Here is a 25,272-nt window from a genome sequence, read left to right as displayed (position 1 = left end):
GCGAGCAAGAGCGTGAAGAAGAACGTTACGAGCAACTAACGCTCTTTGGGCAAGCAAATCCGCCTTTAGGCGGTTCATGAACATGCCCCTTTGAGGGGCTAACAGATATAAGCCCCCGGCTTTGCCGGGGGTGATTTAACTTAGGACGTCCATGCCGTGTTGCGATTCCTTACCTTGAACAAGTGGAAAAGTGGTCTTTAGGCTTCACTTTTCATCAGGCTGAGTAAATCATCGGCGGACATTTTTCCGCTGATGTCGGCGCCATCCAGCAAGCTATCGGCCAGATCTCGTTTATGACTATGCAATGCAACAATTTTTTCTTCAATCGTTTGCTTGGCTATCATGCGATAAATAGTAACCGGACGCAGCTGTCCCATGCGATGAGCGCGATCCGATGCCTGATCTTCCACAGCGGGATTCCACCAGGGATCCATATGAATCACATAATCGGCCGCTGTCAGGTTAAGACCGACGCCGCCGGCTTTCAAGCTGATCAAAAACAACTCGCCCTCACCGCGCTGAAACGCATCGACGCGCTTTTGGCGCTCCTTGGCCGGCGTACTGCCGTCAAGATATTGATACTTGATATAGCGCCCTTCGACATACTCTTTAATCAAGTGTAAATGATCGACAAACTGACTGAAGACCAGCGCCTTATGTTTGTTGTCCAACAATTCATCGACGATTTCACCAAATGCCGCCAGTTTACTGCTGGGCAAACTGATATCGGGATTGGCGAGGCGGGTGTTGCAGCAACTGCGACGCAATTTGGAAATGGCCGCCAGAATTTGCAAATGCTTTTGACCGGGCGGTTGGCCTTCAGTATTGACTAATGTCGCCAGACTGTCACGGCGCAAGGCTTCGTAAAACGCCATTTCTTCGCTGCTCATTTCCACATAAATCGGAATTTCGGTACGAGGCGGCAGCTCTTGTAATACCTGGGTTTTAGTCCGACGCAGAATAAAGGGCTGGATCAGCTTTTTTAATTGCTGCCTGGCTTGCGTGTTACGGTCTCGCTCAATCGGACCGGCAAAGCGCTGATTGAATTGTTCCATCGAGCCCAGCAAACCGGGATTGATAAATCGAAACAGGTTCCAGAGTTCACCCAAGTGATTTTCCAGCGGCGTGCCGGTCATGATCAGCTTGAAATCGCCTTGCAGACTCATCGCTCCCTGCGAACGGCGTGTGGCGGTATTTTTGATCGCTTGCGCTTCATCGAGAATCAGTGTCTGGAAGCGGATTTTTGCCAGCATGTCGGCGACTTGTTCTTGTTGCAACATGCCATAACTGCAAATCAGCAAATCGTAAGGCCCCAGCTCATCCAGCAATTTTTGTCGGTCGCCTGTGCCCAAAAGTTGCGGGTTAAGCGTCGGTGCAAACCGACGGGCTTCAATTTCCCAATTCATGCACACTGATGTAGGCGCCACAATCAGACTGGGACCATTAGGTGCCCTATCCACCAATAAAGCCAGACCCTGAACCGTTTTACCCAAGCCCATATCGTCGGCCAAACAGGCACCCACACCCCATTGCGCCAAGCGGGCCAGCCATATGAAGCCATCCAGCTGATAATCACGTAATTCGGCTTGAAACGTTGAAGGCAAAACCGGCTGGTAATCGCGAGCGTGTCTAAGCCGTTGGATATGCGCCTGCCAATGTTTGTCCGATTTAATCGTACCGGACTCATCATCCCAGTCCTCTAAAGTCAACGCGGCCAGCGGATTGATGCGTACTTTTTTGCCGCTAATGTCGGCATAGGCTTTTAGATCGTCCAAACGCTTGCGGAATGCGTCGGTCAAAGCGATAAACTGGCCGTCCTTCAGCTTTAAAAAGCGGCCCTGACTGCCGCTGAGCAAGCCCAGCAAATGCTGGATTTCAAGCACGGTATCTTCGTTGACTTTCAGTTCGCCCTGCAAGGCAAACCAGTCATTGTCGCGCTTGATTTGCATATTAAAACCGCTGCCGCTGTTTTGACCCAACACCCGGAATTTAACGCCTTCCGGCCACTCCAGTATGGCCTCCCCCTCCGGAAGCGCCTGCAGTTGCAATAATAATTCCAGGCATTGCTCAGGCTCTTCCAGCAAGAAGTCGCCGGCGACATCGCGCTCCGCTTCCTGCAAACCCGGGCAGGCATCAAGAATCGCTTTCGAACGTTTTTTCTCCAGCGATAAATTGCGTTTGGCTTGCAAAGGTTTACCGTCAATTTCGGCCAGCACGCTTTCACCGCCCTGCCCAGGCTGGTAATAAGCACCTTCGGTTGCAAATGGCCTAATTAATAAGGCCACCCTAAGCCCATCTCCCAGAGGCAACAAATGGACACGCGGTGTCGCATCGGCTTCAACCTGCTCGGCCGTGCTCGAACTGCCGCCAATATCCGAATGCACCGTCAACACCCCGGAAATACTGGTCAATGTTTGAAGCACGCGTTCCTGAGCGGACAATGGAACTTCAAGACCTTTTGAACCCAATACCGAAGCAATTTTCTGATAATCTTCGTTCAGCTCTATCACCTTCAGGCGCGTCGGCGTTTCTTTGGTGATGTATACCGTTTGATTAAGACTCGCTAACGGATTCAGGCTGATTCTGATTTTATCGCTTTTAGCCAGTTTACTGACCCTCAGTTCGGCTTCGCCTTTGACGACTTCTATCCTGACTTCAGGTGAACTCGCCCAAAACAACAAGGGATGGCCTATCAAAGCCAACGGCATTTTCGGACTGAAATCGATATAGGAGCTCGCATACCAGCCATTATCACGATATTCCTTGATTGTGCTACATAACTTGAGATCGTATTCGGTCAGGTAATCGAAACTGCTGCGTTCCGTATAGAGTCTTTTTAACGAAACGGCCCGACCTTTACTCCATCCGCCTTTGACCTGTTGTTTTTGCTCTCTGGGCTCGATAATCAGCCCATGAGTTTGTTCAGTAAAAGTAACCAGCCAGATTAACCGGATCGGCTTATCCGTTTGCTGCAAAGCACCTGATTTTTTGACGGTAGCATTAAGATGAAGCAAGGCATCCAGGGCCAGATCCCAATCAGGCCGACTGACAAACAAATCGGCCAAAGCCAGTGGATGTCGGTTAAAAAAACCGGTATCCCAGCGTATTGCTTTACTTGGATCGATATGACTGAACACTTTAGCCAGTTCGGCGGCAGGCCAGCGGTAACCGTTATCGTCCAACTGTTTATAAAGATCATGACTCAAATCCGAGACATGAGCAAAATGTTCGGATTTTGTCCAGAATTTGGTGAGTATCAGAAAGACTTGCAGCAATAATGACGGAGCGTATACCGTTTCAGGCTCACCTTTATCTGTGAAACCACGATGAGTTTTATAGGGGGCATTAAGCGCCAATAAACTGTCGCGCTGTTTGACATCACCTTGTATAAATTGCTGAAATTGGTTGAAGTATCGGTAGACCTCGGTCCAGTACCCTTGAATTTTGATAGCCTGGACCAAAAGGCCAGGTAACTTTGCACGTTGCTCTGACTGATCGGACTTTAAAAGGACCAAAGGATAAAAGATGCCTGCCAATCCGAAAAAATAACAGTTACGTTTACCTGTCTGTTTTTTAAGTGCCTTTAGAGCATTTTCATATTGCACGAAGGCGCCGGTCAAGTCGCCTTTGAAAAAGGTCAACGCTGCGGCAATAGCCTGTAGTTCAGGATCTTCTCTGTTAGCAACAATGTCACTCAAGGCATCCCATTCGCCCCGTAACAACTTTAATTCAGCATAAGTCCTGACTAAAAGAGAGTCGCTACCGGCTGATTCTGCCAAGCATTGTTGTTGCAAAAACTGATCGATCTCCTGATCGGCATAGAGATAGACCAGCTGATGCAAACCGATGTAGCCACTGATCTCATCAGGCAGAAAGTCTTTGTGACTCAGAAACCACCCGGCATCAAATGGATTTAGTATCCATTCAAGATAGACATTAAAATAACTTGCAATCTGCCCGTAACGATTTCCCAGCGTCAAACACTCTCTGACCTTATTAAAATCACGACGGTAAAATTGAATTCGTGCATCCCGAAGACAATCATCGACTCTCATATAGCGGTAATAACCGGTACCGATGGGCGCATGTTGTTCGATAATCTTCGCAAAACGCTCAAATTCATTGTCATCGATCAACTGTCTGGTAATCGGTTCGATCAACATTCTGTGACAACGATAGGATGACTGTTTCGGCAACTGTTCAACCAGATTAGCTTTGAACAACAGTTGAATAAAACCATGAATGGCAACCAGCTTGTAAACGTTACCGTTTTCATCTCGCAAACCGGTATCTTTGATACATTCGGTAATAAATGTTGGCGAGGCATAACCATAAAAGACGGCCAACACTTTCAAGATAGCTTGTTGTTCAGCAGGTAGCTTTTGATAGGTTGCAAGTAATTTAGAATGTTTTTCTGATGGCATGAGCAATTAAAATTGAAAAAGGTGCTTTGCAGTTAACCGGCTTATTATACATAACAGTATCTCTTATCCGGATTTACAATTTGCTTTAGTTAAAATGCGTTCTGAATACTCAAAGTTGGCGTTTGCATTGACCGCCTAAATCCGCATAATGAGCCCTTTTTTGCGACTCATACGCCCAATTATACAGATGAAAGAACTCACCGACCGCGAGCTATATCAAGCCCTAGAATACGCCAGAAGCATTGACGAGGATACAGGCCGTTCAATGATGGAACAATTCGAAATGGATCAACCGGCGCTGGTCCAAACCCTCTTTGGCGTTTTTCCAAATATCATTGCCGAACACAATCAAGAGATGTCCTACTTTTTTATGGATTTATGCTTTGATGTGTTCTGCGTCTTTCAAAAAGCGTTTGGCCCCCTGCCCCCTCAACATGAAATTGATATTAACTGGCTGGAAAAACAAGCCGTGCTTTTGGATACGGAGCTACAAGCGCTGATCAAAGGACGGGATATGGATGAAAAAATAAGTGCCAAGCTCAAAGACCGATTAGTGCATAGAATGCAGGAAAATAAGCCGCAAAGCGGACTCGTGAAGTTCATGAATGAATCGATTGATGATTTTGCCTCCGAGAATACCGCCAGAGTGCCGGCGATTCAAATGACGCAGGCAATGATTTTTGTAGTGATCCGCCTATTTGATAACCTCTATGAGCACCCCGAAAAAAAACCTGGCTGATCTTCGGCCCAGCTTACAAAGGCTAACAGTACTTTAAAAACGGCGGCTGCGCGTTATGAAAACACAGCTCGATATTGAGAACCGTACTTTCAACACGATAGAAACCGGCCCAAAGCCAAGCATTTTTACGAAAAGTACGGATTCACTGCTTTTGGAGATGCCGAAAGCAAGCTGTTTATCACTATTGCCGACATACGGTCCAGCTTTGATTCAATGGACCCAATGAGCAACTCAGGAAACTTTGTCCAGGAATACCTTCCCATGTTTCCTAAAAATGAATAATCTGAGCCAGAGTAAACTTACTCAAATTCCCCAGTCTTTATAAAAGCACCTAAACTTGGTAAGGACATTATTCAATAGGTTTGACGCCGTTTATGAAAACCCCTTATTAATTCCTGAAAACCCACAATTAATGTAACTCTGTCTTTGACAGTTATTGGGAAGCTTCAGAAAACATAGATATCCGTTATATTTATTTTAATTTAACTGGGACCTAAGTTATATTTAAACTTAATGATTTATTTCTGAAAATGATATGTCTCCAGATAAAAAACTTAAAAGCTTATCTCCATCCCATAACTCAATATCATGCGATTCAGCTAGCTTGATAGCGCTATTAAGGAAAGTACTATTAGTTATTACAATCCCCTTGTCTCCACAATAATGACCAATTGCACCAATTACCTCTTGAACGGCTTTCAAATTAACCCTCGATTTAAATCTTTTACACTGGATAATTATTTTAGTACCATTAGCGTTTTCAAGAATTATATCAGCACCGTAATCTCCAATTTTAGGTGTTAATTCAACTTTAAATCCAAATTCAAAAAATTTATCTATTAAAAAGTTTTCAAACTCAATTCCTTGAAGTTCATTTATTTTAGAAAAATCTAAAGATAAGTCGGTTTTTAGTCGTTCTCTCTTTCTTATGCGTTCAATCAAGACACTAATATTATCTACCGAAGGATGATAAGGTTCTATTTCTTTCAGCTTATCATAAATAAAAATTGCGCTGTCAAGATCATTTTTTTCTAAAAATTTAATTGCCAAATCGCTAAGTACGTTAGGATTAGAGCAAATAGATGAATCGATATAAATTAACTCCTTTGCAATTTCAAGTTCATTTATATTTACCAATAAATCAAGAATAAAGAAGTAATTTGAGAATGACATTGCCTTTTTGTAATCATTTTCTTTGCCAGATTTTAATACATTATATCTAATAAGAAATAATCCTGAAATGAATCGAATAATTTCAATTATACAAGGTGTATATTGTTTACTTTTAATATATTTGTAAACTGATTTTTCAAGCGTGCTGACTCTGTATAAATAATACTCGTAATTTTTTAATTCTTCTTGAAATAGACTCTCTCAAAGCCGAATATAAATTATTTCCATCTAAACCATTTTTCACAAACTCATCATAAAAATTTAAGAACGAATATGTTTTTAGCTGATTTTTTATATTCAAAGGCAAAATAGAATTAAATAAATCAATTAATTTAAATAAATTTGCTTCATTTTTATTTTTCTTAAGTATTTCTTCTTTTATTTCTTGTAATTTTAAATCCCTTTCTTGTGCGACTTGTAATTTTAAATCCATTTTTTTTTGTGCTACTTGTAATCTTCTTTGTTTAATCCGTTCTTCGCTCGCAACTATCGCCTTTCTTTTTTTTTCACTTTTAAGTTTGTCTTCAACATATCCAAGTTTTCTAATGGATAAAAGTTCTTTCTTTATACTCTCCAAGTCTCGTCCTCTATAAGCTCTTGATAATATCTTTCCAATACAAGAATCTATTTCTGTATATTGATCACAATCAAATCCTGATATTGCGAGGACATGAAGAACATGAGATAAAGGAATTTTTGAAATTTTAGAATACTGCTTTAGAGTCTGCATTATAAAAACAATCCATTTAAAATCTTAGGAAAAAATAAAATTAGTTTACAAGCTATTAATATATACCAAATTAATAGCAAGAAGTTAGACGTTAAATTAAAGTTATCATTAGACGGAAACCGTTAAAGCGAAAAAAAATAACAGAACCAAAAAAAACGGGTAGGCTCTTGCCTGCATCCATTAAACCTTGCATACGCTCTTTTCCAGCTCGTCTTTGTCGGAACCTCTTAAAACCGATATTTCGCATAAAGCTGCTGGATTCGAAATCGACCGGGTCCAATCCCCCGATCTTACAGCTTTTGTCGCTTCAGTGACTAAAGCCAACAACAGACTTCGACCCTATATTTCGTTTGTCCAATGCCTAATTTATATGTATATTTAAAATATTTATTTGAATATACCTAATTCAATGACTGATTCAGATTCAAAACCTTTAAAAACCCGGATGCGTCTTTTAATTACGGCCAGCCGGATTTTTGCCGAAAAAGGTTTTCAGGAAACAACGATTGCTGAAATCTGCGAGCAGGCCCAATCTAATATCGCTTCAGTCAATTACCATTTCAGAGACAAAGAAAGCCTTTATCTGGAATCCTGGCGCTATGCCTTCCAACAAGATCTGGCGCTTTATCCATCGGATGGCGGCGTTGCTTCGGACGCTCCGGCAGAGCAACGTCTGGCTGGCCGCATACGTTCTTTGATCGCTCGTATCGCCGCAGAAAATTCGCATTTTTTTGCGATTATCAATAAGGAAATGGCTCAACCCACTTCGCTGCTGCCGGAAATTCTCGAAAAGGAAATCAATCCCCAGCGTCAGGCCATGATCGCGCAAATCAAGGAATGCCTGGGTCCGAAAGCGGATGACCAGGATATTCACTTTTGCCACGCCAGTATCATTGGTCAATGTTTTCATTTGATGCAAGTCAAGCACATGAAAAAGACCTATCCAGAGCGCGGACACTATCCGGAATTGGAAAACCCGGTTAGCTATGCCGAGCACGTTGTGCTTTTCTCTCTGGCCGGTATCCGGGCGCTTCGCTATCAGATAGAACAATCCCGGGGAGACAGCGCATGCGCGCAATAAAAGGTCTTGCCATTATGATGCTGCTTTGCCTGCTCAGTGCTTGCAGCGTTGAGGTCAAAGAATTTAAAACACCGGTTGCGATTAACGAATCCTTTTCATTAACCGGCCGTGCATCGTTGCAGGAACGCTGGTGGCTCAGTTTTAACGATCCGACGCTAAATCAGCTTATCGACAAAGCGCTGCAGCAAAATCTTGATCTTATCGCAGCTTATGACCGGCTCAAACAGGCCCAAGCCATTGCTCGCAAGACCGGTTCAGAACTGATTCCCGCCCTCGACGCCACATCTAGCCTGAGCCGCAGGGATGGGAGTGAAACGCTAGGCTTATTCACTACCGATAATTTTTCGCTGGGTCTCATTGCCAGTTACGAGCTTGATTTATGGGGCCGCATTAGAGCCGGCACTTATGCCGCTGAACAGGATGTTAAAGCCTCTGAACAGGATATTCATACCGCTGCAATTGCCTTGTCTGCAGAAATTGCACGCACCTGGTATCAATTGATAGAACAGCAGAAACAGCACGACTTGCTGACTGAACAAATCGTCATCAACGAACAATATGCCAACTTGATTGAAGTCCGATTCAGAGGCGGGCAAGCGACCGCTGCTGACGTATTCCAGCAGCGCCAATTACTGGAAGGTGTGGTTGGTGATCGTTATACCGTGTTGGCCAACATTGAGGTCCTGAAAAATCAACTGGCGGTTTTAACCGGCCAATCGCCCGGAACGCTTGAAATTGCCATCAGTGATCATTTTCCCGAAATAAACGGCTTACCGGATACCGGCTTAACCTCGGATTTGATTCAACGCCGTCCCGATGTCCTCAAGGCTTATTTCCGCTTGCAGGCAGCCGACCTTAGAGTGGCCGCTGCGATTGCCGACCGTTTTCCAAAAATCGGCCTGTCTGCAGGCATTGATACCACGGCACCGGATCTTCAGGATTTTTTTAATAACTGGATGGCAACGCTGGCCGGCAATCTGGTTTTACCGTTGATTGACGGTGGCCGCCGTATTGCGGAAGTCGACCGCACCAAAGCCGCGACAGAGGAAGCGCTCAATCTTTATGGGCAAAGCGTTTTACAGTCCATCAAAGAAGTTGAAAACGCCTTGGCACAAGAGGAAAGGCAGCATCAACGACTGGATAGCTTGAAACAGCAACTGCGTTATTTGAATGAAGCCAATAACAATATCCGGATCCGCACGGCTTATGGTGCTTTCGACTTTCTCCGCGTGCTATCGACGCTCAACAGTTTACAAGCCATGCAACGCACGCTGATTCGCGCTGAACGCGAATTGGTCGATTTCAGGATTCTACTTTATCGCTCTCTTGCCGGTGGATGGCCACTCGCAGAACCCGCAAAAACCAGGATTGAAGATAATGGCTAATGTTTTAAGGAAATTATTCAAAGCACTCCCTTCACTGGTGATTATTGCCATTGCCGGATCTTTATCGTATTACTGGCTGACCAATAAACCCAGAGCAGCGCGCAAACCGATGACGGTCAGTGCACCTTTGGTCGAAGTCATCACGCCGCAGATAATCGATCACTCAGTCACTGTTTTCGCGCTAGGAAATGTCATCGCTTCACAGAGTGTTAATTTAAACTCTCAAGTCGACGGCATGGTCAAGTCGGTCAGTGAAAACTTTATTGAAGGCGGTTTATTGAGAAAAGGAGAGGAAATCGTCAAGCTTGATCCTACGGATTATGAATTACGCTTGCGTCAGGCTCAGAATGATTTGGTCAGGGCCAAGTTCAATTTAAAGCTGGAACTCGGCCAGCAAGCTATCGCCCAACAGGAATATAAACTGCTCGGCCAGGAACTGGATGAACTCGCAAGCGAACTGGTCCAACGAAAACCTCATCTGGAAGCGTCCAAATCGGCGCTGAACGCTGCCGAAGCCGCGCTTGAACAGGCCAAGCTGAATCTTCAGCGCACACAAACCATCGCACCTTTCAATGCCGTGGTCACTGCGCGTAATGCCAATATCGGCTCATGGGTATCGACGTTTTCTACCGGCACCCCCCTGGTTCAACTGGTTGCGACCGATACCTTCTGGGTAGATGTGTCATTGCCGCTGGAAAAACTGCGCTGGATCCATATTCCCGGTTTTAACAATGAAGAAGGCTCGACTGTCAGGATCACTTACTCGCAGGCCTGGGGGCCGGAAGCGTTCAGGACCGGCAAGGTCAAACGTTTAAAAGCCGAGGTGGAACCGGAAGGCCGTATGGCCAAGTTAATTGTCGAAGTCGAGGATCCGTTAGGACTCAAACCGGCTAATCGCTCAGCTCCGCATATGATGCTGGGCACACTGGTCCATGCCGCTATAGCGGGCAAAACAATTAATCGTGTTATGGCAATTCCCGAAAACGCGCTGCATGACGGTAACCGGCTCTGGCTGATCACGGCTGAAAACAAACTGGATATCATCAAAGTTGACCCGCTTTGGAATGAGCCGGGATGGGTCTATTTAAGCGCTGAAGCACTTCCGGCCTCCCCCCGTATCATACATAGCGATCTGTCTGCTCCAGTCCAGAACATGCAAATCCGCACCCATGAACCCAAGATTTCCGAATCGGCCAGGTAGGTACGATGTCACTAGAACAACCTTCGACACAATCCGGCCCTATCGCCTGGATGGCAGGTCACTCAGTGGCAGCCAACCTGGTCATGGCCGCATTAATTATTGGCGGCCTATTGTTCATGACGACTATCCGGCAGGAAGTATTTCCGGAATTTGAAATTGACAGCGTCATCATTACGGTCTCATACCCTGGAGCCAGTCCCGAAGAAGTCGAAAGCGGCATCATTCTGTCAATAGAGGATGCGATAGGAGGTATTGAGGGCGTCGATCAAATCAATTCTTCCGCCAAGGAAGATATCGGCATGGTCACAGTCGAAGCCCTCAGAGGCACGGACATGCAGCGCCTGACGCAGGAAATTCAAAAGGAAGTTGACCGCATCACGACCTTCCCCATTGATGCCGAGAAACCTCAAGTCACGGTAATGGCCAACAAGCGTCAGGTCATTTCCATGGTCCTATTTGGTGATACTCAAGAAAACGTGCTGCACGAGCTGGCAGAACAATTCCGCGATCAACTATTGCAGGACCCCGGCATCACCCAAATCGAGCTTGAAGGCATCAAACCGCTGGAAATCGCGATCGATATCCCACAGGAAACGCTGCGCCGATACCGTCTGTCGCTGGGCGACATCGCTCAGCGCATCACTGCCGCCAGCATCGACTTACCGGGCGGTAGTGTTAAAACCGGTACAGGGGAAATCTTGATCCGGGTGAAAGAACGCAGGGATTACGCCAGCCAGTTTGCCAGTCTTCCGATTATCACCACTGCGGACGGTAGCCAGGTAAAACTGGGCGACATCGCCACCATCAAAGACGGTTACGATGAAAGTGATTACTACGCAACTTTCAATAACCAACCTGCCGTGATGATTCAGGTTTACAGCGTCGGCGACCAAACGCCGATCCAGGTCTCCAAAACGGTCAAAAGCTACATGGAACGCATCGTTCCCGAGCTACCCAAAGGCATCTCAGCCGAAATCCGGCGAGATACCTCGGAGGAATATTCCCAGCGTATCGATCTTTTACTGCGCAACAGCGCCATGGGTTTAGTGCTGGTTTTCATCATGCTGGCCCTGTTTTTGGAATTGCGTTTGGCATTTTGGGTCATGATGGGGATTCCGACAGCATTTCTCGGCTCATTTTTGATTCTGCCAAGTATCGGCGTCAGTCTCAACATGATTTCGCTGTTCGCTTTCATAATCGCGCTAGGCATTGTCGTGGACGACGCAATCATTATCGGTGAAAACATTTATCACTACCGGCAGGTGGGGTTTTCGCCAATGCAAGCCGCAATTAAAGGCACACAAGAAATGGCGATGCCGGTCACGTTCAGTATTTTGACCAACATCGCCACTTTTATGCCATTGCTGTTTATCCCAGGCATCACCGGCAAAATCTTTTACATGATACCGCTGGTGATTATCACCGTGTTTCTGCTGTCGCTGGCGGAAAGTCTGTTTATTCTGCCCTATCATTTAGGGCAACTGACTGAAATGAAACGTCATGGGATTTTGGCATTTGTGCATCGCTACCAGCAGAAATTCAGTCATGGCTTCAGACATTGGACTGTGAATCGTTACGGACCCTTTTTGGAAAGCATATTAAAACATCGCTATCTAACCATAGTCGCAACTTTCGCGTTACTGGTTGCGACGATTTCTTATGCTTCAAGCGGTCGCATGGGGATGACGTTGTTTCCCAAAACCGAATCGGATTTCGCTCAGGTTACGCTGGTGATGCCGTTCGGCACACCGGTCGCTAGAACCGAAGCAGTCGCCCGGCATCTGTTTGAATCCGCTCAAAAAGTAGCAGGCAGCGTTCCGGATGGCGATAAGCTGCTTAAGGGAGTTTTTGCCGAAATCGGCACGATTGACCACAAAAGAACGACAGGAAGTCATTTGGCCTCAATCCGGGCTTACCTAGCGCCGCCTGAGATACGCGATAAAATCATGAGCACCGAACTGTTTAATCAGCGGTGGCGAGAAGCCACAGGCGAAATCGCCGGAATCGAGTCGATCATGTTTGAATCGGATGCCGGCGGACCTGGCTCCGGTTCGGCATTAACGATAGAGCTGAATCATCGGGATATCAAAATATTGGAACAAGCCAGTCAACAACTGGCCGATGCGCTTAGCGCCTACCCTATCGTCAACGATGTCTCAAGCGGCTTTACCAGCGGCAAAGAACAACTGGATTTTAGCTTGTTGCCCGAAGGAAGAAGCCTTGGTTTCACCGCGCAAAATGTTGCGCGCCAAGTCCGTAACGCCTTTTTCGGGGCGGAGGTTTTGCGCCAACAACGCGGCCGTAACGAAATCAAAATCATGGTGAGACTGCCGGAAGCAGAGCGAATGTCGGTCCAGAACATTAAAAACTTAATGCTTTGGTCTCCGGCCGGTTTGGAAATTCCGTTAACCGAGGCTGTCGAAATCGACCAGAGCCGAGCCTATACCGAAATCAACCGCCGGAATGGCCGACGTAATATACAAGTAAAATCGGGTGTTACCCCGCGCAGCCGTACCAGCGAAATTCTAAATGATCTGGAAGCGACCGAACTGCCCCGATTGAAAAATGAATTTCCGGGTTTGCAATACAGCTTTCAAGGCAGTCAGGCCGAGATGGCAGACAGCCTGAGTAGCCTTAAAATCAGTTTCGTATTCGCCTTGCTGGGGATCTATGCCATGCTGGCGATCCCTTTCCGTAGCTATGTTCTGCCGCTGATCGTCATCGTCAGTATTCCTTTCGGCATCATCGGCGCGATATTCGGCCATTTACTGATGGGTTATGAGTTAAGCATCTTAAGCATGCTGGGTATCGTGGCTCTGTCCGGCATTGTTGTTAACGACGCGCTGGTGTTGATCAACTACGCAAACGAATTGCGGGTTGACAGCACCAAGTCACCTTTGCAAATCATCAAAACGGCAAGCATTCAGCGCTTGAGACCGATTTTATTGACGACGCTAACCACTTTCTGCGGCTTGATGCCGATGATTTTCGAAACATCCCGTCAGGCCAAAATGCTGATTCCGATGGCTATTTCGATAGGCTTCGGAATCATGTTTGCGACACTGATAACCCTCATTCTGATTCCGTCACTGTATCTGGTCGTCGAAGATATACGCGGCCTGCTGATCAGACTAAAAAAGACTGAATCATCGGTGGATTAGCTTAACAAGCTAAACTTCGCCCGGTTTCATTTGGATTCAAAGATTTTTCAAAACTATGTCATTTACCTTATAAATAAGCCATTTAACCTCGTTCATTAATTATTCTCTAACAAATTTTATCTTACTTATTATTTAACTCATTGAAGTAGTTTGGAAAATATTAAATAGGAATATTATTTGCCTATATATTTCGTTTGCCCGAACGTGTTCTAACTTGAGGAAATCACGCTCGTGGCTGACTGACAAAAATTACTATAATAAGAAGGGTGACTGAATGAATAAGAGCTTGCTAATATTGGGTATCAGCTATTTTGGAAGCACCGTGGCCGCCGATAAAGCTGAAAATCCTTCATCTGATGTGTATGAAGCAGAACCGATGATCGTCGAAGCGCAAAAAAAATCATTTCCAAAAACTGATCAGGCAACACCGTCATTTGAGATTAACAAAGAAGCCATTGAAGTCATCAATTACACCACTGTCGAAGATGTATTCAAATATACGCCGGGTCTGTTGATTCGCAAACGCTACATGGGCGATCCAAACGGCAACTTAGGTATGCGAGGCTCGAACGTCTTTCAAACCGCACACACATCGGTTTACGCCGACGGCATGCCTCTCCATAATCCTTTGCAAACGAGCTTTAACGGCGCACCCAGATGGTCGATGGTAGCACCTAGCGAGGTCGATTCGGCCGAAGTCTTATATGGTCCATTTTCAGCCCAATATGGCGGCGCTTCATTTGGCGGCGTAGTCAATATCGACACCCGAATGCCGGATAAATTCGAAGCGCACATGGAAGCGACCGGGATGTTCCAGGATATGCACAGGGCCGGCCGCGACGAATTATTGACCGGCTACCGAACTTTTCTTTCAGCGGGAGATCGCTTTGACAAACTCAGCTTATGGGCGTCTTATAACCGCTTCGAAAACGAAGGTCAGCCGCAGACGTTGAATGTTGCACCATTAAGTTCTCAAGCCGGCGGTACAGCAGTTACGGGAGGACTATCCAGTTTTACACCCCAAGGCAACTCGGCGGTAATTTATGGCGATATCGGTATTGCTCAAACCACCACGGATTTGTTTAAAATAAAAACCGCTTACGATTTCACCGAGGATCTGCAAGGCCGCTTCACGATTGCTTATGAAGATCGACAAGGAACGGTAGATGACCCGAATAGTTTGTTAAGAGGTGCCAACGGAAATGTTTTGTGGGGTGGTGGCAATAGCGCCGGTAACTCTACCAACACGAACTACAGACAATTCGAACAGCAATTTACCGTACCGGGCTCGGCTTTCAATGTCAGTGAATCCCAACGGCAAACCTTAAATTACGGTTTAAGCCTGAAAGGTAAAGTCTCTGATGATTGGAGTATCGATACGACTGCAAGCTTTTATGATGCATTCAAAGACAGAGATATACGGTCAAACCTTAACCCGAACCATCCAAATAACAGAAATAAAGGACAGATTACGGATGTCAATGCCTGGTGGGCCGCATATGATCTAAAGCTGGCTACCGATAATTTCATGGGACGAGACGACCTTTCATTCATGGGTGGCTATCAGTTAAATCATGCCAGTTTGGGAATCGATGTCTTTAACTCTGATGATTATCGGGTAGGCAGTAAGGATTCGCAGGTTAGCGACAGCGGCGGAGCGACCCAGATCAACAGCGCATTCACGCAATTGGAATGGCGTTTCATAGAGGATTGGAGCGTAATGGCCGGGGCGCGTTTTGATCACTGGCAATCACTTGATGGCCGTGTCCGGAATTTCAGTACCAATAATATCCAGAATTTCAGCGACCGCGATGCATCGCGTGTTTCGCCGAAAGCATCGCTGGAATACTCGCCAGACGCCTGGACTTTTAGGTATTCATTCTCTAAAGCCTACAGATTCCCAATCGCCCAGGAAATGTTTGCTAGCGTATCCACGCTGAACAATCTCAACGTTTCCGCTCCCAATCTTGGTCCTGAGAACGGCTATTTTCATAATTTTATGGTGCAGTACGACATTCCGAGAGGCTATGTGCGGGCTAATTTCTTCTACGACAAAATTAACGATGAGATTGCCAGTAACGTATTCACAGCAAACAATCGAACCACTAATATTTTCTTACCGATTGATCAAACCGAAACGATCGGCGTTGAACTTACCTTTCAACAAAACGAAATATTCGATTTACCCATCGACCTGATGCTGAACGGCACGTTCATGAACAAAGAGATCAAAAAGCATAATCCAATTGATCCTAGAATCTCCTCGTTCGTCAATAACGAATGGGACCGCATACCTCGCCTTTTGGCTAATGCCACGGCGACTTATCACATAATGCCTGTTTGGGATGCTGCCGTTGGCGTCAGATATAGAAGTGATTCGTTCCAGCGTCTGGATAATAAAGATACGCAAGCCAATGTAATGGGTGGAACTGACGAGTCGACTTTCGTCGATTTTAAAACCACTTACCATCTGCCGACTTACCGCGACTTGAAAAGTAATATTTCCGCCGGTATCGATAACATTCTGGATGTTGATGTTTTTGAAAATCATCCCTATCCGCAGCGCACCTACTTTGTTAAAGTCGCTTTCGATTATTAAGAAGGATGGCAACGGCACACCAACCGGATAAAAAACGTCCAAGGAAGGACAATCCAGACAACCATCAAACTAAGAGGACGATATGATTTTTAAGCATTGTCTAACGATAATTGCCTTGTCTTTGTCGCTATCGAATTATGCTGATTCGGCCGAACAAAAGCATATGGGCGCCAATCAAGCCCCCTTGTCGGAAGCCTGCGGCAATCAACTCAAAGCTCCTGCCAGCATCTGTTCAAAAACGGTATCGGCAAGCTTTGATGACGCCGGCAAGCTCTGGACTGCATGGGCGCAAAACGGTCACGTTTATGTTCAATCCAGCACAGATCATGGACACAGTTTTTCCACTCCTGTCAAAGTAAACACAAAAGCCGAATCAATAAGGGCCGAAGGGGAAGGCCGTCCGAAAATCAAAACAGGACCCAATGGCCTTATTTATGTCAGTTGGGGCCAAAATCTCAGCAAACCGCACACCGGACACATTCGTTTCAGCCGCTCTATAAACAGCGGTAAAACCTTCGAGAAACCGGTAACAATCAACAGCGATCAAAACGAAATCAGTCACCGTTTCGATGAATTATTAGCCGGTCCGGACGGCTCAGTTGCGTTATTTTGGCTTGATGCCCGTGACATGGTCGCGGCTAAACAAAAGGGCCAGGAATATAATGGTTCGGCGCTATATTATGTTTGGTCTGAAGACGGTGGAGCGACATTTCAGCCTAATGCAAAAGCCGCTGACTTAACCTGTCAATGCTGCCGGATTAAAGGTGCGATCGATATAGACGGCCTGCCTACGGTAATGTGGCGGCATGTCTTTGACGACAATATCCGCGATCACGCGCTGGTCAACTTTAAAACCTGGAACGATCCCGGTCCTGTTCTTCGAGTAAGCAGGGAAAACTGGAAGATTGATGCCTGCCCTCACCACGGCCCGGGCTTTTCAATCGGCGGTCATAACGGGCGTTACCATGGGGTTTGGTTCAATAATGCCGATTCAGCACACGGATTGTTTTATGCCTATTCAGACGACCAGGGCAACCGCTTTTCGCCTCCGGTCAATTTCGGGAACTACGAACTGGGGGCCTCTCATCCTGATGTGATGGCACTGAATGGACAAGTATTTATTGCCTGGAACGAATTTGACGGCACCCAAAACCGTCTGATGTCGATGGTTTCTAACGATGACGGCCAAACATGGGAAAAGCCGAGAATCGTCGCGGGAACCAAAGAACAGTCAGATCATCCGTTTCTGCTCAGCGATGGGCGCCAAGTCTATATTTCCTGGCATATTCCTAACGTAGCCTATCAGTTATATCCTGCGCGAGAAGAATCGATAAAACCTTAGAAGGTTTGATCAATCTCAGTAAAGTCAATGAACACGACCTTTTAGGCCCGTTTAACCCTAGCATTACCCGGTTTGTCTGTGCCGGGTAATGCTTGCCGTACCGACAGTATAATATCGGCTGCTGATTTAAACGAAATCCCGTGGATAATCAATATAGCAAAAACTCAGCCTTCAGAATTTTTGCCTATCAATTGCGCGCCTCTACAAACTGGAAATCCTGTCCCGGTATTCCTGCTCGCTTAAAACACCGCTTATTCCTGTACGCTCGTGCTTGGCGTTGAAAAAATAGATCCTTGGCATTTCACCGTACCAGCGAGGATCAATCTGAAAGCGCAATTTTTGCGCATTATCATCGGCAAAGATCCAATTTTCAAGCCCGTCTAGTTCGTGCTTTTGCAATATGTTCAGGACTTCGGCTTGCTCAGAAATATCATCGGTAGACAATAAAATCATTTCAACATCGGGCGTCTTCTTGCGCCATTCGTTTAACGAACTCATTTCCTTTAAACACGACGAGCATGTCAGCGACCAGATTACAAGGACCAAAGGACGTCCTTCGTGAGCGACGAGTATTTGTTGATAACTGCCGTCAACGAATGACCGCAGTGTTTTATTATCTGCTTTCGCCGTTACCGCCATCAGCAGTGCGAGAAACACCAATAATCCGTTTAAAAAGTAATGTGTTTTTTTCATGTCAGGGTCACTTGTTTTATAGTTCTTAGGTATTTCTATGCTATCAAGAGATAAAGCATTAATGGAAGATAGAAAGCAACAAACTGATATCAAGGTTCCTAACGGGATTTAATCAAAATCGCATTTTAAAAAAATTGGTAACTACTCGCCCGCCTTGAATTACTCCCTTTATACTCAAAAAATGATTAACTTTATGAAGGTATGGGGTGTGGCTAGCGAGGATGTCGGCAGCAGGGATTGCTGCCGTCAAGCCCCCATGGAGGGGTTCACGGCGGTCCTCGATAGCCACATCCCATACCTTCTATTCTTAGACGGTTTTTCAATCAAAAGGGAGTAGCGTTAATTAGGGGCAAGGTAAGTGCCGTGAACCCCTCCATGGGGGCTAGATAGCGGTCCTGCTATCGACATCCTCGCCAATCTCACCTTACCCCTTCTTTTGTGTCAAATTGGGAATTACTGCGATAGGCTGTATCGTAAGAGCGGGCTATGCCCGCGAACAAATGGGGTTCAATCACGGGCATGGCCCGCTCCTACAAAATATGCTTAACTTAACGGCATGGGCTCACTTCACTTTTCAACTAATCAAGTACATCTTTTATTTCACGCGGACGAGTAGTTACTCATTTCTTTTTGATGAATTGGTGCAGGCCGCTACGTCCAGTTCAGGCAGGGCGGCCGTTCTGGTTAAATTAGCTTATGGCGTCGTTCTTCCCTTCTTCCCTGGTCGAGACGGTTTGGAGTTTGCACTTACCGGATGGCAAAATTTACGACGTACCCCTTTTTCAAGTTCCAACAGTCCGAACAAGATTAAACCTATTGCTATGATTTCAAAACCATGCACAAAATCCACCGGGCGAGTATCGAAAAACTGTTCCATAAAAGGTGCATACGTGAAAATGAGCTGTAGCGTTACGACGGTGCTTACCGCGTAGATAATGGCTTTAGAATTGAACATGCGTTGAAAGCTCAGTGCGGAGGCCCTCAGATAACGAACACTGAGCAAATAAAACACTTCCATCATGACCAGCGTATTAACCGCATAGGTCCGCGCTTCCTCAATGCTGGAACCCTGGAGTTGACTCCATTCGAAAATACCGAATATACCCAGAGCAAATAAACTCGATACCAAAAAAATTCGCCATACCAGAAAACCGGAAAGAATCGGTTCATTTGCCGGGCGAGGTGGGCGTTGCATGATGTCGGGTGCCGGAGGGTCAAAGGCCAATGCCATTGCCAAGGCTACCGAACTGACCATGTTGACCCAAAGAATTTGCAGCGGTGTAATGGGCAGGGTAAAGCCAAACAAGATGGCAATGATGATGCTTATGGATTCGCCGCCGTTAACCGGCAACAAAAACACAACCGCTTTTTTCAGGTTTTCGTAGACGGTGCGGCCTTCTTTAACCGCATGGACAATGGTCGCAAAATTGTCGTCAGTAATTACCATTTCAGAGGCTTCTTTGGCCGCTTCCGTACCTTTATGCCCCATCGCAATACCTACATCCGCACGGCGAAGCGCCGGAGCGTCATTAACCCCGTCGCCAGTCATCGCGACAATGGCGCCGCCGCTTTGTAACAAGGTTACCAGACGCAGTTTGTGTTCAGGGCTGACTCGGGCAAAGACATCGATTTCTTGAACACGATTCAGTAACACCTCATCATTCATGGTGTCGAGCATTTTGCCGGTAATGGCCTCTTGACTGTTGTTCAGATTTAACTGCGCGGCAATGCTGCAGGCGGTGACTTCATGGTCGCCGGTAATCATTTTTACGCGAATCCCGGCATTATGACATTCATTGACAGCGGCAATCGCTTCGCTACGGGGCGGGTCTATCAATCCAAACAGTCCCAGAAAAACCAACCCATTTTCCAGATCGTTAAAACTGAGTTCGGTTTGATGCGGTTTTGCTGATTTACTCGCCACTCCCAGTACGCGCTGACCTTGTTTGGCCAGCGCTTCAATGGCTGCATGCCAGTCATCCGGATTGATTGGCTGGTCACCAGTCGAGGTTCGCTCTAGCGTGCACATTGCCAGAAGACGTTCCGGGGCACCTTTGACATGAATCATGGCCTCGCCTTGATGATTATGATGTAAGGTGGCCATAAATTTGTGTTCTGATTCGAAGGGAATCAAATCTCGGCGGGGCCATTCTTTTAGTGCTTCATCAGAGTTCAGGCCGGCTTTCAATGCGGCAACCAACAACGCTGCTTCCATAGGATCACCGTGAATTTTGCAGGTGCCATCAGCGAGTTCCAACCTCGAATCGTTACAATATAGCGCCGATTGTAATGTTGCTAGCAGGGTTGAGTGGTTCTCCGGAGTAATGGATTGCCCGGCACATTGAAAATCGCCTGCTGGTTCATAGCCTGTGCCGGTGATATCAATATGGTGTTCTTCTGTGATTATGGAGCTGACGGTCATTTCGTTGCGGGTTAACGTACCCGTTTTGTCGGAACAGATGATGCTGACAGCGCCCAGCGTTTCAACTGCCGGTAGACGCCGGATAATTGCATTCCGACTCGCCAGACTCTGTACGCCTATTGCCAGTGTCACTGTTAAAATAGCAGGCAGCCCTTCAGGAATGGCAGCGACCGCAAGTCCCACGACCGTCATGAACATGTCGACAGTATCGCCGCCGCGCACGAGTATGCCAAAGGCGAATACCAGGCCGGATAAAACAATGACGGCCGCCGTTATCCATCGAGCAAATACAGCCATTTGCAGCAGCAAAGGTGTAGTCAGTGTTTGGACCTGGGAAACCATTTGGCTGATGTGGCCGATTTCGGTTTGAACGCCTGTTCCGACAACGACACCTCTTGCTTGACCAAATGTCACCAGAGTGCCTGAATAGGCCAAGTTAAACCGGTCGCCAAGCACGGCATCTTGGGCAACTTCTTGAGGACGTTTTTCGATAGGGACTGATTCGCCGGTTAAGACCGCCTCTTGTATCTGCAGATTTTTAACTGTGATTAAGCGTAGATCGGCAGGAACTTTATCGCCCGATTGCAACATCACAATGTCGCCCGGCACCAAGTCTGATGCCGGAATGGTTGTTTTTTTTTCATTGCGCAAGACCAGCGCATGAGAAGAAAGCATCTTCTTGATGGCTTGCAAGGCGTCTTCGGCTTTGCCCTCTTGTACGTAACCAATCATCGAGTTGACGAGTACGACGCCAAGAATAACGAAAGTATCAGTCCAGTGTTCTAGCATCGCGGTAATGGCTGCTGTTGCTAACAACACGTAAATCAGCAGGTTATGGAACTGGCTGATAAAGCGAACCAGTGCGCTGCGCGGTTTTTGTTCGGGTAAACGATTTGGCCCGTATCGGGTAAAGCGCTCTTGAGCTTCCGTATCACTGAGACCTTGATCCGGGTTTGTTTTTAACTCAGCCAACACAGCTTCAGCTGACTTTGCATGCCAGGCTGTAGACTCAGGCAAGGATTCTTGTTTTAGCTCAGTTTGCCGTTTATGTCTGTTTTTGATGAACAGCCATGCCAGTAAGCTTAAGAACAAAAGACCGATGACCAACAGGCCGGCAATCAATGCTATTAAGTTGTCTGAAATCAATGAGTCAGCAGATTGCAAAATCATTTTCCAGTTCAATTGATCGTTCATGGTAATTTCCTTAATTTTATTTCAATGCTGAATGATGCCTGGGGATTTAAGTTTTGCTCATTTGTTGTGAGTGTCATGGTACTCTGATTTTGAAACAAGAATAAGCATGGCGCTATCCGTTCTCGATGATGATGGGCTTGATATCAGAGGTAAGCGGGAAATTCCGTTGGCTCGTATCTGCTCACCCCCTCCTATTTTATTGGGTGTAGGTGTTTGATTTCAAAGGACGCATGAATACATCCCTGTAGCTCTCTGCAACATCCCTGTTGTAGAAGCCTTTTCAATCAATTACCTACACCCTTTATGTCAAGCGGGCGAGTAGTTACGTTGGCTGTTTCAATAGACTGAGAATAATCCATAAGGCTTACAGTCGCCTTACTCTTGAGTTAAGCTGGAATTTATCTGTTAAAAGCTTATTATTTTATTGAGTGTGCCGATATCCTTTAGGTAGTTTATTAAGGGGTCATAAAATGAAAATCAATAACCAACCGTTTGGTCAGACGGTCAGTCAATTGGCCAAAGAGCCTACGAATAAAGCCGAGGCGCCTTTTGGAAAAAAGGTGTCGGAATTAGCTCATGCAAAAAAATCAGAACAGCTTCAAGCTCCGGATGTTTCTCCTAAAGATGTGCTCAATCAAGGCATTATCCAGGCTTCTTTTGAGGTGAGTCTGGCAACGGGTAATGAGCCGTTAACCTTGGTCTATAAAGCGGCTTTAGACGGAATTAACGCGGAATTGAAAGCTGAATTTGGCGATGATGCGCTGCAGAAGGCTTATGATAAGGGTATCGATATTTCTCCCGAAGCAACCGCCGACCGTATCGTTAAATTCGGTACTGCCTTTTTTGAACAATACCGCGCTAATCACAGCGAATTATCAGATGATGAGGCTATGGGGCAATTTGTTCAATTGATCGGTGGAGGTATTGACAAGGGCTTTGGCGAGGCAAAGGATATTTTAAAAGGATTACAAGTGCTGGACGGCGATATTGCCAGTAATATCGACAAGACTTATGAACTGGTTCAGGCCGGGCTTAAAGCCTTTGCTGAAAATTATAAGAAAACACCTGTTTCCGGACAGGAATCTTCGCCTGTTTCAAAGGCAGGACAAACAGACATCAGTCTATGAACTCAAAATCGCGCTGTGAGGCCACTAATTTTAAGCGAGACTCTTCGAGTGCCGCAGCATAATGTGGGTACTTGTTGAATAGTGTCGTGTTTTTAGCCTTTTTCGTGGTTCCACGTTCAAATGATTGTTTCAAGAAGCAGGTAACAATTTTGTTTTCGGTAGTCCCATGTTAGAAATTGCTGCCATCGCTATGGCGACCTTGTTTACGACTATTGGTCCGTTGGATGTCGCTGCCGTGTTTGCGGTATTGACAGTCGATGCATCGCCTAAAGAAAAGTCTGCCTATGCATGGCGTGGAACACTGATTGCCTCGGCAATATTGTTTCTATTTGCGTTGACCGGAGACTTTTTATTAACAGGGCTGGGCATATCGATGTCTGCGTTAAGAACATCGGGTGGAATTTTGCTGTTGCTCATCGCTATTGACATGGTGTTTGTGCGCTCATCCGGAGCGACTTCCACCACCGATGAAGAAACCCATGAAGCCCGGTTGAAAGCTGATATATCGGTATTTCCCCTGGCCACGCCGCTGATTGCCGGTCCTGGTGCGATGGGAGCTGTAGTTTTACTAATGGCTCAGGCCAAAGATAATTGGGCTCATCAAATGGTTGTTTTTGTCTCATTATTTCTGATGATGATGGTGACCTTGCTGAGTTTGCTTGCCGCGAGCCGAATTCAACGATTTTTAGGTGTTACGGGTATTCAGGTCGTCACCCGCATCTCCGGTATCTTGCTGTCAGCCTTGGCCGTTCAGTTTATTTTTGATGGAATTGCGCAAAGTGGATTACTCAGGCCTATTGCGGCAATGGGCGGTTAGCCATCAGACTGCCAAATCAATTTGTTGCACCGTACCGGTTGAGCCGTTTTCAGTGACAAACAGCCCCGTGCTTTTGATTTGTCCATGAAGCTGATTTTGACTGTTTTTGAGTGAAAAGCCGGTGCTGGTCTGGCCCAGATAAATCGCGCCGATTTCTTTTTCAGCCAGTGTGCTTAACGTGTCGCGCCCCTGCTCATCTTTTGTCCAGAGCCGAAGATCTTTATAGGCTGCATCGTTTTCATCGATCCATAAATTCTTGTCATTATCGAAGGCCGCTAACTCGGCGAAGCCATCGCCGGTGACAGCGCCAAACAGTTCCTGACCGTTATTCACTCTGCCGTCCCGGTTTTTATCGATCACCAAAAAGCCACTGCCGGAACTGACAAACGATATTTGATCTTCGACGCCGTCGGAATCAATATCGAAACTGAATTTTGTATCAGTGAGTTGGGCGGTCGGTCCTTTGAAATTAAGCACTAAAGGATCTTTCATTACAGCGTCACCCAAACGAACGCTGACTTCATTCTGCTCAAAATATTCGCGGCTCATAATCAAGTGAACTGACAGGTTAAGGGTTTTTCCGTCTGCGGTGTTTACGATTCCCTTGGCTGAAAATGTAGTCTGTTCTGCTTCATAAACCGTTTCAACCCGAATATATTCGAGCCCGAAACCTGCCGAGGTGTTAGGGGGTGTCTGAGTGGTCCCTGTATTCGCATCAGGCGAAGTAATTTGCTGCTGTTCATTGGGTGACTCCAAATGGCCTATGCCGGTGATATGGATTTTTTGCCCCGTTAATGCTTCCAGCATACGTTTCATGATTTGCAGGCGGGGGTCATTTTCCAGTGCTTTTTCCGTATCTATTTCACCACTTTGTTGGGCTTTGGTTTTTTGATTCTCCACAAGTCCTTGGCTGGAAAGACTCACTCTGTCGACAATTTGCAGGTTATTTTGAGTTGGTCGCGAGGCGGTTGCCGCCTCCCCCTGTTGTTGACTGCCAACCCATACGCTCAGAGATTCACCGGTCGTTCGTGTTTCAGTTGCTATACGTTGGCCGGATAGATGAATAGTTGAGCTCTCAATTTTCATGGTGCAGCGCCTGTAAAAAACCGGTTTCTCTCTGTTATCGACCAATTACAGAATAACGTGAGATTGTTGTGCCGGTTTTTTTCAGATGGGTAGGTCAC

The 25,272-nt window shown here is 46.2% G+C and carries 15 protein-coding genes and 1 pseudogene; 10 read left to right on the top strand and 6 right to left on the bottom strand.

The genetic code is table 11. The features are described 5' to 3' along the window. Nucleotides 1–197: 197 nt before the first annotated feature. Nucleotides 198–4,424: a DEAD/DEAH box helicase gene (locus Q7V32_RS01735; protein ID WP_304895265.1), complete on the bottom strand. Its 4,227-nt coding sequence runs from the start codon at nucleotides 4,422–4,424 to the stop codon at nucleotides 198–200. Nucleotides 4,425–4,611: 187 nt separating this feature from the next. Between Q7V32_RS01735 and Q7V32_RS01730 the strand changes: the two genes are divergently transcribed. After that, nucleotides 4,612–5,163, top strand: coding sequence for a hypothetical protein (locus Q7V32_RS01730; RefSeq protein WP_304895264.1), 552 nt, complete (start codon nucleotides 4,612–4,614; stop codon nucleotides 5,161–5,163). 114 nt (nucleotides 5,164–5,277) lie between these two features. Continuing rightward, nucleotides 5,278–5,367 (top strand): annotated as a pseudogene (locus Q7V32_RS01725) (GNAT family N-acetyltransferase); the annotation flags it as partial. A gap of 306 nt (nucleotides 5,368–5,673) precedes the next feature. Here Q7V32_RS01725 and Q7V32_RS01720 read toward each other — a convergent pair. Continuing rightward, a complete protein-coding gene (locus Q7V32_RS01720) occupies nucleotides 5,674–6,336 on the bottom strand; it encodes a restriction endonuclease (RefSeq protein WP_304895263.1) in 663 nt (220 codons plus the stop codon). A 136-nt stretch (nucleotides 6,337–6,472) separates the two neighbouring features. Further along, entirely contained in the window at nucleotides 6,473–7,066 is a 594-nt protein-coding gene (locus Q7V32_RS01715) for a hypothetical protein (RefSeq protein ID WP_304895262.1), read from the bottom strand. A gap of 409 nt (nucleotides 7,067–7,475) precedes the next feature. Here Q7V32_RS01715 and Q7V32_RS01710 point away from each other — a divergent pair, with 409 nt between their 5' ends. From Q7V32_RS01710 to Q7V32_RS01685, 6 genes are all read left to right on the top strand, one after another. Beyond that, nucleotides 7,476–8,147: a CerR family C-terminal domain-containing protein gene (locus Q7V32_RS01710; RefSeq protein ID WP_304895261.1), complete on the top strand. Its 672-nt coding sequence runs from the start codon at nucleotides 7,476–7,478 to the stop codon at nucleotides 8,145–8,147. After that, nucleotides 8,135–9,532 (top strand): efflux transporter outer membrane subunit, encoded by a 1,398-nt coding sequence (locus tag Q7V32_RS01705; protein WP_304895260.1) that lies wholly within the window; start codon nucleotides 8,135–8,137, stop codon nucleotides 9,530–9,532. The genes Q7V32_RS01710 and Q7V32_RS01705 overlap by 13 nt, the downstream gene beginning before the upstream one ends. Continuing rightward, a complete protein-coding gene (locus Q7V32_RS01700) occupies nucleotides 9,525–10,733 on the top strand; it encodes an efflux RND transporter periplasmic adaptor subunit (RefSeq protein ID WP_304895259.1) in 1,209 nt (402 codons plus the stop codon). Before Q7V32_RS01705 ends, Q7V32_RS01700 begins: the two co-directional genes overlap by 8 nt. 5 nt (nucleotides 10,734–10,738) lie before the next feature. Then, the gene (locus tag Q7V32_RS01695) at nucleotides 10,739–13,894 is read left to right on the top strand and encodes an efflux RND transporter permease subunit (RefSeq protein WP_304895258.1); all 3,156 of its coding nucleotides are present in this window, start codon (nucleotides 10,739–10,741) and stop codon (nucleotides 13,892–13,894) included. 274 nt (nucleotides 13,895–14,168) lie between these two features. Continuing rightward, nucleotides 14,169–16,493, top strand: coding sequence for a TonB-dependent receptor (locus Q7V32_RS01690; RefSeq protein ID WP_304895257.1), 2,325 nt, complete (start codon nucleotides 14,169–14,171; stop codon nucleotides 16,491–16,493). Between the two features lie 82 nt (nucleotides 16,494–16,575). Further along, on the top strand, nucleotides 16,576–17,835 hold the full coding sequence (locus Q7V32_RS01685; protein ID WP_304895256.1) for a sialidase family protein: 1,260 nt from the start codon (nucleotides 16,576–16,578) through the stop codon (nucleotides 17,833–17,835). Between the two features lie 201 nt (nucleotides 17,836–18,036). Here Q7V32_RS01685 and Q7V32_RS01680 read toward each other — a convergent pair whose 3' ends face one another. Continuing rightward, nucleotides 18,037–18,528: a hypothetical protein gene (locus tag Q7V32_RS01680; protein WP_304895255.1), complete on the bottom strand. Its 492-nt coding sequence runs from the start codon at nucleotides 18,526–18,528 to the stop codon at nucleotides 18,037–18,039. 694 nt (nucleotides 18,529–19,222) lie between these two features. Further along, nucleotides 19,223–22,144, bottom strand: coding sequence for a cation-transporting P-type ATPase (locus Q7V32_RS01675; RefSeq protein ID WP_304895254.1), 2,922 nt, complete (start codon nucleotides 22,142–22,144; stop codon nucleotides 19,223–19,225). Between the two features lie 470 nt (nucleotides 22,145–22,614). On the opposite strand from Q7V32_RS01675, the gene Q7V32_RS01670 reads away from it, so the two are divergent. Both Q7V32_RS01670 and Q7V32_RS01665 read left to right on the top strand, forming a co-directional pair. Continuing rightward, nucleotides 22,615–23,271, top strand: coding sequence for a DUF5610 domain-containing protein (locus Q7V32_RS01670; RefSeq protein ID WP_304895253.1), 657 nt, complete (start codon nucleotides 22,615–22,617; stop codon nucleotides 23,269–23,271). A gap of 166 nt (nucleotides 23,272–23,437) precedes the next feature. Beyond that, nucleotides 23,438–24,088 carry a MarC family protein gene (locus Q7V32_RS01665; protein ID WP_304895252.1) on the top strand — a complete coding sequence of 217 codons (651 nt, stop codon included), beginning with the start codon at nucleotides 23,438–23,440 and terminating at the stop codon, nucleotides 24,086–24,088. 3 nt (nucleotides 24,089–24,091) lie between these two features. On the opposite strand, the gene Q7V32_RS01660 is transcribed toward Q7V32_RS01665, so the two are convergent. Beyond that, nucleotides 24,092–25,174, bottom strand: a complete 1,083-nt coding sequence (locus tag Q7V32_RS01660) for a hypothetical protein (RefSeq protein WP_304895251.1) — start codon at nucleotides 25,172–25,174, stop codon at nucleotides 24,092–24,094. Nucleotides 25,175–25,272: the final 98 nt, after the last annotated feature.

This window comes from Methylicorpusculum sp. (assembly GCF_030651835.1).
Lineage (GTDB): Bacteria > Pseudomonadota > Gammaproteobacteria > Methylococcales > Methylomonadaceae > Methylicorpusculum.
Note: the sequence above shows the minus strand (reverse complement) of the source record. Positions and strands in the feature narration are given on the sequence as shown.

Bases quoted from the DNA above. Each gene is read 5' to 3' on its own strand.
- Q7V32_RS01670 (WP_304895253.1), top strand. From the start codon at position 22,615: ATGAAAATCAATAACCAACCGTTTGGTCAGACGGTCAGTCAATTGGCC.
- Q7V32_RS01680 (WP_304895255.1), bottom strand. From the start codon at position 18,528: ATGAAAAAAACACATTACTTTTTAAACGGATTATTGGTGTTTCTCGCA.
- Q7V32_RS01715 (WP_304895262.1), bottom strand. From the start codon at position 7,066: ATGCAGACTCTAAAGCAGTATTCTAAAATTTCAAAAATTCCTTTATCT.
- Q7V32_RS01700 (WP_304895259.1), top strand. From the start codon at position 9,525: ATGGCTAATGTTTTAAGGAAATTATTCAAAGCACTCCCTTCACTGGTG.
- Q7V32_RS01710 (WP_304895261.1), top strand. From the start codon at position 7,476: ATGACTGATTCAGATTCAAAACCTTTAAAAACCCGGATGCGTCTTTTA.
- Q7V32_RS01665 (WP_304895252.1), top strand. From the start codon at position 23,438: ATGTTAGAAATTGCTGCCATCGCTATGGCGACCTTGTTTACGACTATT.
- Q7V32_RS01695 (WP_304895258.1), top strand. From the start codon at position 10,739: ATGTCACTAGAACAACCTTCGACACAATCCGGCCCTATCGCCTGGATG.
- Q7V32_RS01735 (WP_304895265.1), bottom strand. From the start codon at position 4,424: ATGCCATCAGAAAAACATTCTAAATTACTTGCAACCTATCAAAAGCTA.
- Q7V32_RS01705 (WP_304895260.1), top strand. From the start codon at position 8,135: ATGCGCGCAATAAAAGGTCTTGCCATTATGATGCTGCTTTGCCTGCTC.
- Q7V32_RS01690 (WP_304895257.1), top strand. From the start codon at position 14,169: ATGAATAAGAGCTTGCTAATATTGGGTATCAGCTATTTTGGAAGCACC.
- Q7V32_RS01675 (WP_304895254.1), bottom strand. From the start codon at position 22,144: ATGAACGATCAATTGAACTGGAAAATGATTTTGCAATCTGCTGACTCA.
- Q7V32_RS01660 (WP_304895251.1), bottom strand. From the start codon at position 25,174: ATGAAAATTGAGAGCTCAACTATTCATCTATCCGGCCAACGTATAGCA.
- Q7V32_RS01685 (WP_304895256.1), top strand. From the start codon at position 16,576: ATGATTTTTAAGCATTGTCTAACGATAATTGCCTTGTCTTTGTCGCTA.
- Q7V32_RS01720 (WP_304895263.1), bottom strand. From the start codon at position 6,336: ATGTCATTCTCAAATTACTTCTTTATTCTTGATTTATTGGTAAATATA.
- Q7V32_RS01730 (WP_304895264.1), top strand. From the start codon at position 4,612: ATGAAAGAACTCACCGACCGCGAGCTATATCAAGCCCTAGAATACGCC.